The organism is Pinibacter aurantiacus, from assembly GCF_019130065.1.
In the GTDB taxonomy this organism is placed as follows: Bacteria; Bacteroidota; Bacteroidia; order Chitinophagales; family Chitinophagaceae; genus Pinibacter; species Pinibacter aurantiacus.
On the sequence record NZ_JAHSPG010000008.1, the window covers coordinates 118713 to 134402 of the forward strand.

Genomic DNA, 15690 nt, shown 5'->3' on the forward strand with positions numbered 1-15690 from the left:
TCAAATTTTCAAATTCAGAATATTTTAAAAGATGTCTGTAAAAAAATTTGTAGTAGGTTGTTTTGATGATGAAGCTGTACTTTTTCCCGCGGTGAAAAAAGTACGCAAGGCGGGTTACAAGCTTCATGATATATACACTCCGTTTCCAATGCACGGTTTAGACCATGCTATGGGACTGCGTGATACAAGTCTTCATACAGCCGGTTTTATATATGCTATTACAGGAACCACTACAGCGTTAGGTGGCATTAGCTGGGTGTTTACCAAAGACTGGCCTTTAAACATTGGTGGTAAACCTCACTTTGCTTTGCCGGCATGGATTCCTATCACGTTCGAGTTAACAGTATTGTTCTCTGCCGTAGGTATGGTACTTACATTCTGCTACCTCTGCCAGTTAGCTCCGTTTTTGAAAAAGCACCACTTCCACCCACGCGCTACAGACGATCAGTTTGTAATGGTGATTGAGTGCACAGAGAAAACAAATGAAGATGAAGTAAAATCTTTCCTTGCGCAGACAGGGGCAAAAGAAATAAATGTGCAGAACGCTGAAACTGGCTGGTGGCTTGGTCGCTACGACAAAGACACAATGCCGTTCCAGGTTAGAAAAGAGAAAACTGCTTTCGAATAAAAATTGTAAGAAGAATCAACTCAAATAGAACTGAGATAAAAATTGGTTTTGTCTGAAAAAAAACAATAATAGCTCACAGATGAAAAAATTATCTGTCATATTTACCTTGTTAGCTGCAGTTGTAGTTGTAATAAGCTGTAGTGATGTAAAGCGTAAGCCATCAAGAAATTATATGCCGGATATGGCATATAGCCAGGCAGTGGAAACATATTCGGACCACAGCAAACTAAACGAAGACGGCATTAATTACAATGCAAAGAACGTTAGGGGCACTGTAAGCAGAAATGAGGACGTGATCTATCAAACACCTGCCGACACTACAGGTTTGTATGCAAGCGAAGCAGTAATGGTAAACCCGTTGCCTGCACTTGATTCAACTGGTAAAGTAGAAGCGGAAAGATTGTTTTTGATCAACTGCGGTATTTGTCATGGTGCGAAACTGGATGGTAACGGCCCTTTGTATAAAGGTGGTGATGGTCCTTTCCCTGCGAAACCTGCTGCATTTTTAGGTGATGCTAACTACGAAAAGATGAGCGAAGGAACAATGTTCCACGCGATTACATACGGTAAAAATTTGATGGGTTCTTATGCATCTCAGCTTACTCCAAAGCAAAGATGGATGGTGATCCACTATATTAAAGACAAACAAGCTGAAGCAAAAGGTGGTAGCGAAGCTGCTGCTTCAACTACTGCAGCTGCGCCTAAAGCAGATTCAACTGCAAAAAAGTAACTGAAGAATTTAAATTGATTCATTGAGCATAAATTTTTGAGAATGTCGTCATTTAAAGAGCAATTCGAGATTCCCGGCAGATTTAGAAACATTTCATTCGCACTGATGGCGGTGGGCATTGTTTCTGTAATAGTTGGATTTTTTATGTACGGTTCCCATGAGCCTGCAAGGTTTTGGGCTACTATGTTACATAACAGTGTGTTTTTTCTTTTGATTACCAATGCCAGCATGTTCTTTATATGTGCTACAACTCTTGCAATGGGTAGTTGGCAGTTGGCTTTCCGCCGTGTTCCGGAAGCTATTTCAAAATGTGTAATTCCTTTGGGCATCATCGCACTTATCGTTTTGTTATGTATTGTGTTGGGTGACCAACATCATATTTATCATTGGTTGGATAAGGATCACGTTCAGCATGATACTATTCTGAAAGGGAAAGCTGGCTTCTTGAATCCAACTTTCTTTATTGTGTGGACGCTCCTTTCAATTGGTTTGTGGATAGCTCTTGGACATAAAATGAGACAATTGAGCCGTTACCTCGACGAAAATCCTCTTGCTTCTGTTGCAGAAGGTAGAAAATACGTATTCAAAAGCACCATCTGGTCTGCATTGTTTATCGTATGGTTCGCTTTGACGGTGGCTTCAGTAACTCCTTGGTTGTGGTTGATGAGCATCGATGCACATTGGTATTCAACTATGTATAGCTGGTACACATTTGCAAGTTCATTTGTATCCGGCATGTCATTGATCGCATTATTTGTGATCTTCCTTAAAAACCGCGGATATCTTGAAGTGGTTACCGAAGAGCACTTGCATGACCTTGGTAAGTTCATGTTCGCGTTCTCAATTTTCTGGACTTATTTATGGTTCTCCCAATATATGTTGATCTGGTACGCTAACATTCCTGAAGAAACAGTTTACTTCAAACCTCGCGTGCAGGGTGTATACAAAGGGATTTTCTTCCTTAACCTGATAGTGAACTTCCTGGTTCCGCTGTTATTGTTAATGAGAAGAAGTGCAAAACGTAATTACACCAGCGTTGCGATACTGGCTGTATTGATCATCTTTGGTCACTGGGTTGACTTCTACCAAATGGTATTTGTTGGACCTTTCAAAGACCATGTCGATTTGAATCTCTTTGATTTTGGTGTTGCTGCCGGCTTTGTTGGCATCATAATGTTCTCTACAGGTAGAGCTTTAGCAAAAGCACCGTTATTAGCAAAGAATGACCCATTCTTCAAAGAAAGTGTTATCCACCACACCTAATTTGAAGAATAAAATAGAGTTATTTTTGATTTTAATATTTCGAAACTTAGTATAAATTTTATTAGACCATGAGCATGTCTGCCTTTTTTATAATAGCAGTCTTGTTATTAGGATTTCTAATTGTTTTCCAAATAGCCAAGGCAAGTGAATATGTAGCTGTACTAAAGGGTGAAAAGAAAACCTTTGAACAAAATAACCGCATAAACGGCTTCCTGCTGTTGGCATTTCTTATATTGGGCCTAGTAGGTGTGTACTGGTGTAACGCTTTGCTGAAACCAAAGATTTTGGGAGAAGCAGCTTCTGATCATGGTCAGAAGATTGACCAGATGCTGTACATTACTCTGATAATTACAGGTATTGTATTTGTTCTTACACAAGTATTGCTTTTCTGGTTTGCATTTAAATATCAGTATAAAGAGAATCGTAAAGCATTCTATTTCCCACACAATAACAAATTGGAGTTGATCTGGACAGTTATTCCTGCCATCACTCTTACCATTCTTGTAGGTTTTGGTTTGTACTACTGGTTCAAGATCACTGGTGATGCACCAAAAGATTCATTGGTTGTGGAAATTACAGGTAAACAATTTGCATGGGTCTATCGCTATCCAGGCAAAGACAACACATTTGGTAAAAAATACTATAAAAATATTAACGAAGCTCAGTCTAACCAATTAGGCTTGCTTTGGGACGATCCTGCTTCCCACGATGACATCGTAACTACAGAAGCATTGTATGTTGTAAAAGGTCAGCCGGTTAAATTGGTGATCAATTCAAGAGACGTTGTACACGACGTTGGTCTTTCTCACTTCCGTATGAAAATGGATGCTGTTCCGGGAACACCAACTACAATGTGGTTCACTCCTTTGTACACTACAGAGGAAATGAAGCAAAAAACGAACAATCCTAACTTTGAATATGAGATTTCTTGTGATCAAATGTGTGGTAAAGGACACTATTCGATGAAAGGAATTATTAAGGTTGTATCACAATCGGATTTCATACTTTGGAGAGCTAAACAAAAATCAAATTATGCACAGGCTTTCCCTGAGAAAGTTCCTTCAGCTGCCACTCCGGCGCCAGCTGCGGATTCTACAAAATCAGCAAAGCCTGCAGCTGACTCAGCTGCGACAGCAAAGAAATAAACTGTAATTCAGGATTAGAGTATAATAGTTATCTATTTAAAGAATTTTGACAATGAGTAACGAAGCTATCTTGCACGGATCTGAAGTATCTACCCACGAAGCGCATCATGACGGACATGGTGAACACCATCATCATGAGACGTTTATCAGCAAATATGTTTTCAGCATGGATCACAAGATGATTGCTAAACAATTCCTTATTACAGGGATTATCTGGGCGATTCTTGGTGGTTTGATGTCTGTTCTTTTCCGTTTGCAATTAGGTTTTCCTGATGCAACTTTCCCATGGTTGGAAAACATTCTTGGTCACTGGGCTAAGGGTGGTAAAATTCAGCCTGAATTTTATTATGCTCTTGTAACAATGCACGGTACCGTATTGGTATTCTTCGTATTGACTGCAGGTTTGAGCGGTACATTTGCAAACTTCCTTATTCCTCTTCAGATAGGTGCACGCGATATGGCGTCTCCTTTCATGAATATGTTGTCATACTGGTTCTTCTTTCTTTCCAGTGTGGTAATGGTTTCATCTTTGTTTATTCAAACAGGTCCTGCAAGTGGTGGTTGGACGTCTTATCCTCCTTTGAGTGCATTGGGCGACGCATCATTGGGTTCTAAAACCGGTATGGACCTTTGGTTGATCAGTATGGCATTGTTCGTAGTGTCTTCATTATTGGGTGGTTTGAACTATATCTCTACAATATTGAACATGCGTACGAAAGGTATGAGCATGACAAGACTGCCATTGACAATTTGGGCATTGTTCTTTACTGCTGTATTGGGCGTATTGTCTTTCCCTGTATTGTTGTCTGGTTTCATCCTGTTGTTGTTTGACCGTCATGCGGGTACAAGCTTCTACTTGTCAGACATCTTCCTGGCTTCTACACAAAAAGCATTGCCTAACGAAGGTGGTAGTGCAATTCTATATCAACACTTGTTCTGGTTCCTTGGTCACCCTGAGGTGTACATCATCCTGTTGCCTGCAATGGGTATGGTATCAGAAGTAATGAGTACCAACGCACGTAAACCTATCTTTGGTTACATGGCGATGGTGGGATCTATCTTCGCGATCACTATCCTGGCGTTCCTTGTATGGGCTCACCACATGTTCGTAACCGGTTTGAATCCGTTCTTAGGTTCATTCTTCGTATTGCTTACATTGTTGATTGCGGTACCTTCGGCTATCAAAGTATTTAACTGGTTAACTACTCTTTGGAGAGGTAATATCAGGTTTACACCTGCGATGTTGTTTGCAATTGGTTTTGTGAGCTTGTTCATCTCTGGTGGTTTGACTGGTATCTGGTTAGGTAACTCATCTTTGGATATTCACTTACACGATACATACTTTGTAATTGCTCACTTCCACATCGTAATGGGCGTTGCGTCATTCTTCGGTATGTTCTGCGGTGTGTACCACTGGTTCCCTAAAATGTATGGTCGCTATTTAAACAACACTATGGGTTATATCCACTTCTGGATTACAATCGTAGGTGCTTATTTGATCTTCTGGCCAATGCACTATGAAGGTCTGGCGGGTATGCCTCGTCGTTACCTCGATTACAGTGGCTGGGCATCTTTCAATCAGTTTGGTGGGTTGAACCATTTCATTTCAATCGTATCAATGATCGTATTTGCTGTACAATTGCTGTTTGTATTTAACTTCTTCTACTCCATTTTCAAAGGAAGAAGAGTGAAATCAGAAAATCCTTGGGGTTCAAACACACTGGAATGGACAACTCCAATTCATCCAGGTCACGGTAACTGGGTTGGTGAAATTCCAGAAGTTCACCGCTGGGCTTATGATTACGGTAAAGACGGAAGAGAATTCATTTCTCAGACTGAGCCGATAAGCGCGAATGAAAGTGAACATCACTAGGATTAACTGAGTAAGGGGTATAAAAACTAGAATTTTTAGAAATTCAATCGATATGAATGCCCCGATCTAAGTCGGGGTATTTTTTATAAAGATCAAAATAAGGTATCTGATACGGTGTTTTTCCGAATGACCTTACCAACTGGAGATGAAGCGTAGAAAGATTTATTTCTGGTTCTGATAACCTAGAGCCGGATCAAATTTTTTGAATAAAAAAAGTAGAACGTAATGTCGCAGGAAACCACATCGAAAAAAGCAAGCTCTTTTACATTAGGTCAAAAACTACAGGACTATAAGGCCCTTGTAAAATTTGCTTTGACCACGATGGTTGTATTTTCTGCGGTGATAAGTTATCTGCTTGCACCCAAAGTAGTTGAATACAACTGGTGGATGATAGCTTTATTTTTTATCGGCGGTTTTTTAGTTACTGGCAGCGCCAATACCATTAACCAGGTAGTAGAAAAGGACACTGATGCAAAAATGAAACGCACTGCAAGCAGACCGATTGCTTCAGGCAGAATGTCTGAAACAGAAGGTTGGATATTTGCAGCTGTGACGGGAGTGGCCGGTTGTTTCATTTTAGGTTTTTTCTTCAACTGGTTGTCGGCAGGACTCGCGGCGTTTAGCTTGTTTTTATATGCGTTTATTTATACGCCTTTAAAAAAGGTAAATGCGATTTCTGTTTTGGTTGGTGCAGTCCCTGGCGCATTGCCTTGTTTGATAGGCTGGACTGCGGGTAATGATAGCATAGGCCTGGGCGGCTGGGCGCTTTTCAGCATTCAGTTTTTCTGGCAGTTCCCGCATTTTTGGGCAATTGCCTGGATAGCGCATAAAGACTATAGCAATGCAGGATTTAAATTGCTTCCATCTGTAGAAGGACCAACGAAATACTCGGCAATACAGGCAATCATTTATTCTTTGCTTTTAATTCCGGTAGGAGTGTTGCCCTATTTCACACATGTAAGCGGTTTTGTTAGCATGTTTATCGTACTTGCAGCCAACATATTTATGGTGGTTCAAAGTATTAGATTATATAATGAAATGGAAGTAAAAGCTGCACGAAGAGTGATGTTTAGCAGCTACATTTATCTACCGATAGTGATGTTCGCGTTGCTGGCAGATAAGATGTAAAAAAGTTGTGAGTTATAAACAGCTCTCGACTCGAAACTTGAAAAAAATATTACAATGAATATAGCGATGAATGAACAAGTGGGCGAGCAGAAAAAAAGGATACACCCTCATAAATTTACTTTATGGGTAGGCTTGGCAAGCGTTATCATGATGTTTGCTGGTCTTACGAGTGCCTACATTGTAAAAAGAAGCGCACAAAGCTGGATAACAATTGAATTTCCTAAAACGTTTTGGTATTCAACAGTTGTTATGCTTGCGAGTAGTTTGACAATGCAAATGGCTCTTCGCGACTTTAAGCAGAGAGACATGGCAAAATATAGAAGGCTATTGACTTACACCGCTCTATTAGGCGTGTTGTTTATAGTTCTTCAGTTTGTTGGATTCTCAAATTTGTGGAAGAGTGGAACAACCTTCGAAGGTTCAGGAGAAGGGCAGTTTTTGTATATCATTGCAGGATTGCATATTTTACACGTGCTTGGCGGTGTGGTAGCATTGTTGATTATGTTCCTGAAAGCATTTAGCGCAAAGAAGAAGAACTACGATGCTATTCCGGTTGAAGTGATGAGCACTTACTGGCATTTTGTAGACATATTGTGGCTTTATCTTTTCGTGTTCTTTTTAGCAGTAGCATAATACAGCATGAATTAGAAAATAGAAATCAGGAATTAGATCTGTCTTGGAAAATGGCTTTAATAAAATGAGACAGAGTTGAGATATTAATTAAGAAAAATTCAATTGTTAACTAAGCGATCATTTACTTATCAAAAGGATGATGCGCTTATAATTTTAAAACTAACATGGCACAAGCAGTACCAGCAGTACAAAAATGGTGGAATGGTGGTAAAAGTCCATTCAACGTGGAGTATGGAAAAATCATGATGTGGTATTTTTTAATGAGTGATGCTTTCACATTCGGAGCTTTCCTTATTTCTTACGGTACCATTCGTTTTGCGACCAACAGTTGGCCTGATCCTAACCACGTGTTTAATTCATTCCCTGGATTAGGTGCCGGTTATCCATTACTGTTCGTGAGTTTGATGACATTTATCTTGATCATCAGTTCTGTAACAATGGTATTGGCAGTACAAGCTGGCCAGGATATGGACAGAAAGAGAGTGGCAAAATATCTTGTATTCACTATTCTTGGTGGTCTTGCTTTCTTAAGCTGCCAGGCTTGGGAGTGGACACACTTATACCATGAAGGCGCATGGTGGGGACACAATCCTTTTCCTAACCACAATGGTTCTGTTGCTACAACAAACTTCTCAAACTTCTTCTTTACAATCACAGGTTTCCACGGTTTCCACGTATTCTCTGGTGTGATTATCAATATCATTATGTTGATCATGACATTGCAAGGAAAATTCGACCAGCGCGGTCACTACCTTATGATTGAAAAAGCTGGTTTGTACTGGCACTTTGTAGACCTTGTTTGGGTATTTGTATTCACTTGTTTTTACTTAATCTAATCATATAAAAGTCAACATAAACTTATTTTAATGGAACAACATTCAACTACCGCAGTTTATCATCACGAGGAGCATGGACACGCTGGTGGCGGCACAAAAGAAGTTATTCGTATTACGGTCTACCTTACTGTTATTACATTGGTAGAACTTGCAATTGGCTTTTATATGTATAAAGCTGCTTTACCAGAAGGGTTTTTCAGACACTTCCTTAAAGGCCTTATCTGCGCTTTGATGCTGTGGAAAGCGTTCTACATCGTTGCTTACTTTATGCACCTTAAGCATGAAATAAGAAACCTTATCATGACCATCGTAGTGCCTTTATTCCTGTTTGTTTGGTTTATCATCGCGTTCCTTGCAGATGGTAACTCTTATAAAAACCTTCGTAACAAATACGATCCGTATCACATTGAGCAGAATGACAAAAAAGCTCCTGTTGAACACGAACATGGTGCTCAAAAGGAAGGAACTATCGAATAATTATTTGAAAGTATTTATAAACAAAACCATCGCCTCTAAGCGGTGGTTTTTTTATGCAGCCAACTGAAATGTGGAATAGTTGCTAACAGACTGTAAAATCGACTCTGGACGGTCAATTATTCAATAATTCAGTTATTCAAATACTTACCTTTGTGCCGGTTTTCAAGAACACCTCCGGCTTACCGATTTTTTAATTGAAAATTTTTGTTTTGAATAAAAGCGCTTTACTTGGCCTGTGCCTCGCAATATTATTACCCGTCGTTTGTTACTTTATAGTGGATCACTTCAGTGAAAACGCCGTTCCCATGCCGCCACGCTATTATCCCGATAGTGTAATCTCCAAAGTAGAAGGGGGAAAAGAAATTACCGATACTATCTGGCACAAAGCTGCTGACGTAAAGTTGGTAAATCAGTTGGGAGATTCAGTATCGTTAAGTGATTTAAAAGGCAAGGTGATCGTTGCAGATTTTTTCTTCACGCATTGCCCAAGCATTTGTCCTACGCTTACAAAGAACATGAAGAAGCTCCAGAGTTCGTTGAAGTTGAAAGACGATACAAAGATGATCGACACGACTTTTGTGCAATTTGTTTCCTTTACCGTTGATCCGCAGAGAGACTCCGCTGAGCAATTGAAGAGATACGCTGACCGTTTTGGCGTTAACCACGATGTATGGTGGATGCTTACAGGTAACAAAAAAACAATCTACGATTTTGCCTTAAACGAATTGAAACTCGGCTTGCAGGATGGAGAAGGCGTAGATTCAAACTTCATACATTCCCAAAAAATGGTGTTGCTGGATAAGGACCGCGTGGTTCGTGGCTATTACGATGGCCTCGATAGTGCTTCCATGGAAAAACTTGCTGAAGGCATCGTATTCCTGATGCTGGAAAAAGACAAGAAAAAGAAACGCAATTTGTTTAGGAAATAGCAGAACGCGGAGCGCACAAGGCTTAACGCAGAACGCGGGGTATTGAACCCGACCATTTTCAACTTTCAACTTTCAATTTTCAATTAATTCTATGTTACAACCTCTGATTAAAAAAAATGATGGAACAGCAAAATGGCTCATTGGTATTTTGTCGTTCGTAGTATTTGCTGCAGTAGTTATTTTATCAAGAGTAAAACTTGAAGTAAATCTTGGATTTAATGTGCACATTTTCGCGGCGATAAACGCGGTGATTAATTCTATCGTTTCTGTGCTCTTGATATTGGGGTTAGTAGCCGCGAAAAGTGGTAGATACGAAAGACACAAAGGGATAATGTTTGCGGCAATTGTTTTGTCAACGCTATTTCTTGTATCGTATATTGCTCACCATTTGCTAAGTGGAGATACCAAATTTGGTGGCGTTGGCGGCATCAGATATTTCTATTTTATTATTCTGATCACACACATCTTCCTGGCCGCGGTTATCCTTCCATTCATTCTTTATACCGCTTATCGAGCTTTGGTTGCTGAATGGCCCGCGCATAGAAAAATAGCTAAGATCACATGGCCCATTTGGCTCTATGTGTCTGTGACCGGGGTAATTGTTTATTTGATGATTAGCCCTTACTATAATTAAAAAAGTAGAAGTAAAAAGTCAAAAATCTGAGAACCACATTTTTGACTTTTTACTTTGAATTTTCACTTTGATGTATGCAAAACCAGTTTAAATCTCTACAGAAAAGTTTCACCGGCTTGTTGCTCGCTGAGATAGGCTTTGCCATTGTGGTGTTATCAATTGTTTTGATTGCAAAGAAAACGATCAACCAAGATGTTCAGCTCGACCGTGCCATGCAGTTGATTGCGGTATTGTTTGCGATCGGCGACTGCTTTATCGGATTTCGTTTGTACAAGAAAAAAGTATTGGAGTTAAGAGGCAGTGATCTTTCTGCCCAGGAAAAAATGAATGGCTATAGAGGAGCTTCTATCGTATTTTGGGCATTTCTCGCGGCACCGGCTTTGTTTTGTGGTATTTGCTATGTAGTCACTGGCAACTTTGCATTCATGATGTTGTATGCTTTTTTGTTATTTGCTTTTGGCGCACAAAATCCTTTCAAAAGTAAAGTGGCGCTCTTGCTCAAGCTTGATGCAAACGATGTCGCGGAGTTGGATGGAAGCGGCGTTAGTTGAGAGTTGAGAGTTGAGAGTTGAAAATTGAGAATGCTTTCTGTTATACACGCTGGATGTTTGATATGCTCGCGGCTATCAAAAAGGAAATCATAACAAATCATGACAATCTTGAAAATCAGCGTTCCTTCTCTTACAGCTCACTCGGATCCCAGAATTTTTTCTTGAAATCTACCACACGATTGTTTTCCACTTTCACGCCTTCTTTTTCCAGTAGTTGTTGCATGCGTTCGGGAGGAGAGAAGTGATGCATACCTGTAAGATCGCCGTTTCTGTTAACCACACGATGTGCCGGTACTTTGGGCTTTATGCTGCCCGCGCCGTTCATGGCATAACCCACCAGACGTGATGATGATTTTGCGCCAAGGCTGGCGGCAATGGCTCCGTACGATGTAACGCGGCCTTTGGGTATTTGCCTTACCACATCAAATACCTGTTGAAAAAAATTATCATCCCTTTTTCCCGAAGGTTGAACGGTTGATAACTTAGTTAACGGCGATGGTTTCTTGTTGCTGGCGCTCATGACTACGTTGTTCTAAAAGTTCCTGACGTTTGGGCTCAGGCACATTTTCATAATCATACGGGCAGTGCCTGCAACCGTTGCCACAGCAATGTCCTCGTTCCAGATGGTATTTTTCGGTTAGTACTATAAAGCCTTGATCATTGTAATAAAAATCAAGACCCTCAATTAGCTTCTTCTTCATTTGCTCTTACACGTTCAAGTAATTCTTTATCAAAGTTGGATAGAGGTTGTAATGGCAATTGAAATCGAATATAATGAATACGTTTGCTTTGTGCAATATCTAGTTTTTCGTAGTGCGTTTTTATCTGTAGCTCCTCTTTTACATTTTCCTTAGCGTACACATCATCATCTTTTTCCAGCAATGTAAGACCATACATCTCAATAACCAGCAAAGTGAACCTATATAGAACGGGAGAATCGGTTTTTAAGTGTATGATACCACCCGGTTTTAACACTTGTTGATAAAGTCTTAGAAAATTTGGGTGCGTTAGCCTCTTCTTGGCTCTTGAAATACGCAATTGCGGATCGGGGAAAGTGATCCATATTTCGCTTACTTCACCGTGAGCGAAGTAGTTGTTTATCTTGTCAATATGAGTGCGTAGAAACGCCGCATTCGTATATCCCTGCTCAATGCATTTTTTTGCACCAATGTATATTCTGTTGCCCTTCAGGTCAACGCCTATAAAATTGTGATTTGGATATAATGCGGAAAGCCCAACTACGTATTCTCCCTTGCCACAGGCCAATTCCAGTGTTAAAGGATTGTCGTTTTTGAAGAACTCACTCCATTTACCTTGCATTCCCTCGGGGTATTGTAATACATTAGGGAAGGATTTTATTGCTTCGAACCGCATCAACTTTTTCTGGCCCATAAGGGCGCAAAATTAGGAAAAGTTGCCTGAATTTAGGTGTCCGGGATATCGTAATTCAGATAAGACATATTATAAACTTAAATAGGCTTAGTCTACATAGCGGCATGGTTCTGGTAACCCATTTACATTTATTGCGCGAAACCTCATTAAAAATCAATGTTATGCAACCATATATTATCATAACACTCTATTAATTGCAGCGTTCAAATATTTTTATTAATATAACGAGTTTTTTAAATGCGATGCTGTAAAAAATAAATTTAAAATTGTAACAATTATGAGCTTGACTTTTAAACAAAAACTGCAGAATCTAATCTTCCCACTGGGCTCCATTCAAAAAATTAGAAGCGGTTATTTGAAAGGCTTTAAAATCAGATTATCAGAGAATTCATTATGGTCACCTTTGATTGGGAAATGGGAACCTGCTATGCAAAAGATAATGGTAAATGTGGTAAAACCAGGTGATGTTGTTTACGACCTGGGAGCTAATAATGGTTTACATGGCCTATTAATGGCTGGTTTAGTGCTTCCCGAAGGCAAAGTATTTAATTTTGAACCTTTTGAGGGAAACATCGAAGAGATAGTTGAAAATTTTTCACTAAATAATATTGGCAATTACATAAATGTTCAGGCTGCGGTTTTTGATAAAGAAGGAACCGAAACGTTTGATATAAGTAACCACCACAAACAGGGAGCAATTGTGCGTGAAGATCAAAAAAATGGGGCAACTATCACCGTGCCGGTCACATCTCTTGATGCTTTTATAGAAAAAGGAAACCCCGGCCCTGCGTTTATTAAAATAGATATTGAAGGTGCAGAAGGACCTGCGCTGTTTGGCTTTTCTAAAAACATAGAACGTTTTAATCCTTTAATGGTCATTGAATTGCATAACCCGGAACAAGACAGATTGGTTGGAAGCTTTTTAAAACAACACGGATATACAGCTTATCGTTTTGATGCTTTCGCAAATCTTGAGTTTACGCTTGTTAAGGATTTAACGAAAGGATATCCAGCTGCTGATGGAATTTGGGGTAGCGTATTTTGTTTACCTCCCGGCAAAAATCTGAGCGATTTTAATTTCAGCAAATAATTGACAATACAATAACTCAACTTTTTCACGACAATAGTGTCTATCGTTGGTCTTGGTTGAAGAGGCGCGACCAATAAATGAATAAGCCCGGCTAGTTTGCCGGGCTTATTTGTGTAAAGACTTCTATAAGTGCTATAGATTTTTCAATCCCTTCAATTGTTGTGCATCTGCAGCCTCAATCACGCTTATCGCGTAACCGCCCCCTGGAGCGCAATATTGGCTCAGTTTTGATTTGTTCGTTACAATTACCTTGCGGATAGTATAAGCCTGCGGATTCGTCTTATAATGCGCATTTTTTGCGTCTGCATAAATGGTTGCAATGTATTTTTTGCCCGCATCGAGATAGTCGAAAGAAATGTTTGATGTACGGCCATTTTCATCACAAGTGCTTCCAATGAACCAATTGTTGCTGCCTTTTGCTTTGCGTGCAAAAGTGATGTAATCGCCCGGCTCTGCTTCCAAAACTTTGGAATCATCCCAATCAACGGCAACATCTTTAATGAATTGGAAAGCGTCCAAAAATCTGTTATAGTTTTCCGGAAGGTCTGCGGCCATTTGCAACGGACTGTACATCGTAACATACAATGCCAACTGGCGGGCAAGTGTGCTGTTTACATGCGAATGATTGGAAGAACTAAGTTTGCTAAGATCCATTTCAAAAATACCAGGCGTGTAGTCCATTGGGCCGCCCATCAGTCTTGTAAATGGAAGGATGGTGGTGTGGTCCGGATTGTTTCCTCCGAAAGATTCGTATTCCGTACCACGTGCAGATTCATTGCCAATAAGGTTTGGATAAGTTCTGCACAGGCCTGTTGGGTGAACTGCTTCGTGTGCATTCACCATGATTTTATATTTCGCTGCTTGCGTGATAGCATACAAATAATGGTTGTTGATCCACTGGCCATAGTGATGCTCTCCCCGTGGAATGATGTCGCCTACGTAGCCGCTTTTTACAGCATTGTAACCGTTTGCCACCATGAATTTATAGGCAGTATCCATAAAGCGTTCATAGTTCCTCACAGAGCTTGATGTTTCATGGTGCATGATAATTTTAATGCCTTTGCTTTCGGCATAGCGATGAAGCTCCTGCACATCAAAATCCGGATATGGGGTAACGAAATCAAAAACAAAATCTTTCGTTTTGCCGAACCAGTCTTCCCAGCCAACGTTCCAACCTTCCACCAATACAGCATCGAAACCGTGTTTTGCAGCAAAATCAATATACTCTTTTACATGTTGAGTGTTAGCGCCATGTTTGCCATTTGGTTTTGCGTTTGCAAAGTCTGTAACGCCTAGTTTTACGCTTTCCAGATCTGTATACGACCATGTGCTTTTACCGGTGATCATTTCCCACCAAACGCCAACATATTTAACCGGTTTGATCCAATCTGTACTTGCATATTTTGTAGGATCGTTAAGATTTAAAATAAGCTTCGATTCGAGAATGTCTCCAGCCTTATCACCCACAACAATTGTGCGCCATGGTGACTGACACGGTGTTTGCATGTAACCTTTGTCTCCTCTTGCATCCGGAGTCAGGAACGATTCAAGAACAAAGTTTTTGTCGTCAAGATTAAGGTTCATGGCAGAGTAATCTATCAACGCGGCCTCGTGAATATTGATGTACAGACCATCCTGGCTTTTTAGCATTAAAGGTGTTTGCACGCCGGTAGGAGAGAATGTTGTTTGCGAAGCATTGCCAGTAACGGCATCTTTCATTTTGCCACGTACTTCGGAGAGATTAGAAGTTACGGTGCTGTATTCCTGTGTATCAAAATCGCCGGGAAGCCAGAACGCTTTCGCGTCGCCACTTAGAGCAAACTGTGTTTTTTCTTCTCTGATAACAAAATAGTTCAGATTTTTCTGCAAAGGAAATTCGTAGCGGAAACCAAGACCGTCATTGAAGATTCTGAATCTAACAACGATATATCTTTCTGTGGCAGCTTGTGTTAATGTAACTGCGAGTTCGTTGTAATTATTACGAATGTTTTTTACTTCGCCCCAAACCGGTTGCCAGGTTTCATCAAACTGTTTTGTTTCGGTTTTCGTAATTGCAAAGCCACCGGTCAGATCATTTGCATTGACATTTTGTTTGCCTTCGCCTGCATTTTCAAAAGTGATCTTCTTGTCTTCTTTTAACTGCAAACCAAGTTTACTTTCCTTTACGGCGGGTTTGTTTTTGTATAGAAGTGAATAAACGGGTACTCCATTTTTTACCGTAAAATCCAATTGTAAATTCCCGTTTGGAGATTTAATGGATTGCGCTTCGATAACTGTAACAAAGCTTACAAACCATATAACTACGAACAACAGTTTTCTCATGATAGTGATTTAATAGTCCACAAAACTTAAAGAGCAAAATTAAATAAACCGTAGTAAGG

Annotated in this window: 17 protein-coding genes; 13 read left to right on the forward strand and 4 right to left on the reverse strand. The window is 40.1% G+C overall.

The features are described from left to right. Positions 1 to 31 precede the first annotated feature (31 nt). From KTO63_RS11545 to KTO63_RS11600, 12 genes are all read left to right on the forward strand, one after another. Positions 32 to 628 carry a DUF3341 domain-containing protein gene (locus KTO63_RS11545; protein WP_217791441.1) on the forward strand — a complete coding sequence of 199 codons (597 nt, stop codon included), beginning with the start codon at positions 32 to 34 and terminating at the stop codon, positions 626 to 628. Between the two features lie 79 nt (positions 629 to 707). Continuing rightward, positions 708 to 1358 (forward strand): c-type cytochrome, encoded by a 651-nt coding sequence (locus KTO63_RS11550; protein ID WP_217791442.1) that lies wholly within the window; start codon positions 708 to 710, stop codon positions 1356 to 1358. A gap of 42 nt (positions 1359 to 1400) precedes the next feature. After that, positions 1401 to 2621, forward strand: a complete 1221-nt coding sequence (locus tag KTO63_RS11555; RefSeq protein ID WP_217791443.1) for a quinol:cytochrome C oxidoreductase — start codon at positions 1401 to 1403, stop codon at positions 2619 to 2621. A gap of 68 nt (positions 2622 to 2689) precedes the next feature. Then, positions 2690 to 3766 (forward strand): cytochrome c oxidase subunit II, encoded by a 1077-nt coding sequence (locus KTO63_RS11560; RefSeq protein WP_232373142.1) that lies wholly within the window; start codon positions 2690 to 2692, stop codon positions 3764 to 3766. A 52-nt stretch (positions 3767 to 3818) separates the two neighbouring features. Next, positions 3819 to 5639 carry a cytochrome c oxidase subunit I gene (locus KTO63_RS11565; protein WP_217791445.1) on the forward strand — a complete coding sequence of 607 codons (1821 nt, stop codon included), beginning with the start codon at positions 3819 to 3821 and terminating at the stop codon, positions 5637 to 5639. Positions 5640 to 5864: 225 nt separating this feature from the next. Next, positions 5865 to 6767, forward strand: coding sequence for a heme o synthase (gene cyoE / locus KTO63_RS11570; protein ID WP_217791446.1), 903 nt, complete (start codon positions 5865 to 5867; stop codon positions 6765 to 6767). Between the two features lie 54 nt (positions 6768 to 6821). Then, on the forward strand, positions 6822 to 7400 hold the full coding sequence (locus tag KTO63_RS11575; RefSeq protein WP_232373143.1) for a cytochrome c oxidase subunit 3: 579 nt from the start codon (positions 6822 to 6824) through the stop codon (positions 7398 to 7400). 164 nt (positions 7401 to 7564) lie between these two features. Next, positions 7565 to 8236: a cytochrome c oxidase subunit 3 gene (locus tag KTO63_RS11580; RefSeq protein WP_217791447.1), complete on the forward strand. Its 672-nt coding sequence runs from the start codon at positions 7565 to 7567 to the stop codon at positions 8234 to 8236. A 30-nt stretch (positions 8237 to 8266) separates the two neighbouring features. Continuing rightward, positions 8267 to 8713, forward strand: a complete 447-nt coding sequence (locus KTO63_RS11585; protein WP_217791448.1) for a cytochrome C oxidase subunit IV family protein — start codon at positions 8267 to 8269, stop codon at positions 8711 to 8713. 305 nt (positions 8714 to 9018) lie between these two features. Continuing rightward, on the forward strand, positions 9019 to 9642 hold the full coding sequence (locus KTO63_RS11590) for an SCO family protein (RefSeq protein WP_232373144.1): 624 nt from the start codon (positions 9019 to 9021) through the stop codon (positions 9640 to 9642). A gap of 91 nt (positions 9643 to 9733) precedes the next feature. Then, positions 9734 to 10276, forward strand: coding sequence for a DUF420 domain-containing protein (locus tag KTO63_RS11595; RefSeq protein ID WP_217791450.1), 543 nt, complete (start codon positions 9734 to 9736; stop codon positions 10274 to 10276). A 74-nt stretch (positions 10277 to 10350) separates the two neighbouring features. After that, on the forward strand, positions 10351 to 10827 hold the full coding sequence (locus KTO63_RS11600; RefSeq protein WP_217791451.1) for a hypothetical protein: 477 nt from the start codon (positions 10351 to 10353) through the stop codon (positions 10825 to 10827). Positions 10828 to 10957: 130 nt separating this feature from the next. Here the strand turns inward: KTO63_RS11600 and KTO63_RS11605 are convergent, their stop codons facing one another. From KTO63_RS11605 to trmB, 3 genes are read right to left on the reverse strand one after another with little or no spacing between them, the layout of a single operon-like run. After that, entirely contained in the window at positions 10958 to 11347 is a 390-nt protein-coding gene (locus KTO63_RS11605) for an MGMT family protein (protein WP_217791452.1), read from the reverse strand. Beyond that, positions 11310 to 11528, reverse strand: a complete 219-nt coding sequence (locus KTO63_RS11610) for a DUF5522 domain-containing protein (RefSeq protein ID WP_217791454.1) — start codon at positions 11526 to 11528, stop codon at positions 11310 to 11312. Before KTO63_RS11610 ends, KTO63_RS11605 begins: the two co-directional genes overlap by 38 nt. Next, a complete protein-coding gene (gene trmB / locus KTO63_RS11615) occupies positions 11509 to 12219 on the reverse strand; it encodes a tRNA (guanosine(46)-N7)-methyltransferase TrmB (RefSeq protein WP_217791455.1) in 711 nt (236 codons plus the stop codon). Before trmB ends, KTO63_RS11610 begins: the two co-directional genes overlap by 20 nt. Positions 12220 to 12496: 277 nt before the next feature. On the opposite strand from trmB, the gene KTO63_RS11620 reads away from it, so the two are divergent. Further along, positions 12497 to 13309, forward strand: a complete 813-nt coding sequence (locus KTO63_RS11620) for an FkbM family methyltransferase (RefSeq protein ID WP_217791456.1) — start codon at positions 12497 to 12499, stop codon at positions 13307 to 13309. A 132-nt stretch (positions 13310 to 13441) separates the two neighbouring features. Here the strand turns inward: KTO63_RS11620 and KTO63_RS11625 are convergent, their stop codons facing one another. Beyond that, positions 13442 to 15631, reverse strand: a complete 2190-nt coding sequence (locus tag KTO63_RS11625) for a glycoside hydrolase family 97 protein (protein WP_217791457.1) — start codon at positions 15629 to 15631, stop codon at positions 13442 to 13444. Positions 15632 to 15690: the final 59 nt, after the last annotated feature.

Bases quoted from the DNA above. Each gene is read 5' to 3' on its own strand.
- KTO63_RS11560 (WP_232373142.1), top strand. From the start codon at position 2,690: ATGAGCATGTCTGCCTTTTTTATAATAGCAGTCTTGTTATTAGGATTT.
- cyoE (WP_217791446.1), top strand. From the start codon at position 5,865: ATGTCGCAGGAAACCACATCGAAAAAAGCAAGCTCTTTTACATTAGGT.
- KTO63_RS11620 (WP_217791456.1), top strand. From the start codon at position 12,497: ATGAGCTTGACTTTTAAACAAAAACTGCAGAATCTAATCTTCCCACTG.
- KTO63_RS11545 (WP_217791441.1), top strand. From the start codon at position 32: ATGTCTGTAAAAAAATTTGTAGTAGGTTGTTTTGATGATGAAGCTGTA.
- KTO63_RS11585 (WP_217791448.1), top strand. From the start codon at position 8,267: ATGGAACAACATTCAACTACCGCAGTTTATCATCACGAGGAGCATGGA.
- KTO63_RS11580 (WP_217791447.1), top strand. From the start codon at position 7,565: ATGGCACAAGCAGTACCAGCAGTACAAAAATGGTGGAATGGTGGTAAA.
- KTO63_RS11575 (WP_232373143.1), top strand. From the start codon at position 6,822: ATGAATATAGCGATGAATGAACAAGTGGGCGAGCAGAAAAAAAGGATA.
- trmB (WP_217791455.1), bottom strand. From the start codon at position 12,219: ATGGGCCAGAAAAAGTTGATGCGGTTCGAAGCAATAAAATCCTTCCCT.
- KTO63_RS11550 (WP_217791442.1), top strand. From the start codon at position 708: ATGAAAAAATTATCTGTCATATTTACCTTGTTAGCTGCAGTTGTAGTT.
- KTO63_RS11625 (WP_217791457.1), bottom strand. From the start codon at position 15,631: ATGAGAAAACTGTTGTTCGTAGTTATATGGTTTGTAAGCTTTGTTACA.
- KTO63_RS11610 (WP_217791454.1), bottom strand. From the start codon at position 11,528: ATGAAGAAGAAGCTAATTGAGGGTCTTGATTTTTATTACAATGATCAA.
- KTO63_RS11590 (WP_232373144.1), top strand. From the start codon at position 9,019: ATGCCGCCACGCTATTATCCCGATAGTGTAATCTCCAAAGTAGAAGGG.
- KTO63_RS11555 (WP_217791443.1), top strand. From the start codon at position 1,401: ATGTCGTCATTTAAAGAGCAATTCGAGATTCCCGGCAGATTTAGAAAC.
- KTO63_RS11565 (WP_217791445.1), top strand. From the start codon at position 3,819: ATGAGTAACGAAGCTATCTTGCACGGATCTGAAGTATCTACCCACGAA.
- KTO63_RS11600 (WP_217791451.1), top strand. From the start codon at position 10,351: ATGCAAAACCAGTTTAAATCTCTACAGAAAAGTTTCACCGGCTTGTTG.
- KTO63_RS11605 (WP_217791452.1), bottom strand. From the start codon at position 11,347: ATGAGCGCCAGCAACAAGAAACCATCGCCGTTAACTAAGTTATCAACC.
- KTO63_RS11595 (WP_217791450.1), top strand. From the start codon at position 9,734: ATGTTACAACCTCTGATTAAAAAAAATGATGGAACAGCAAAATGGCTC.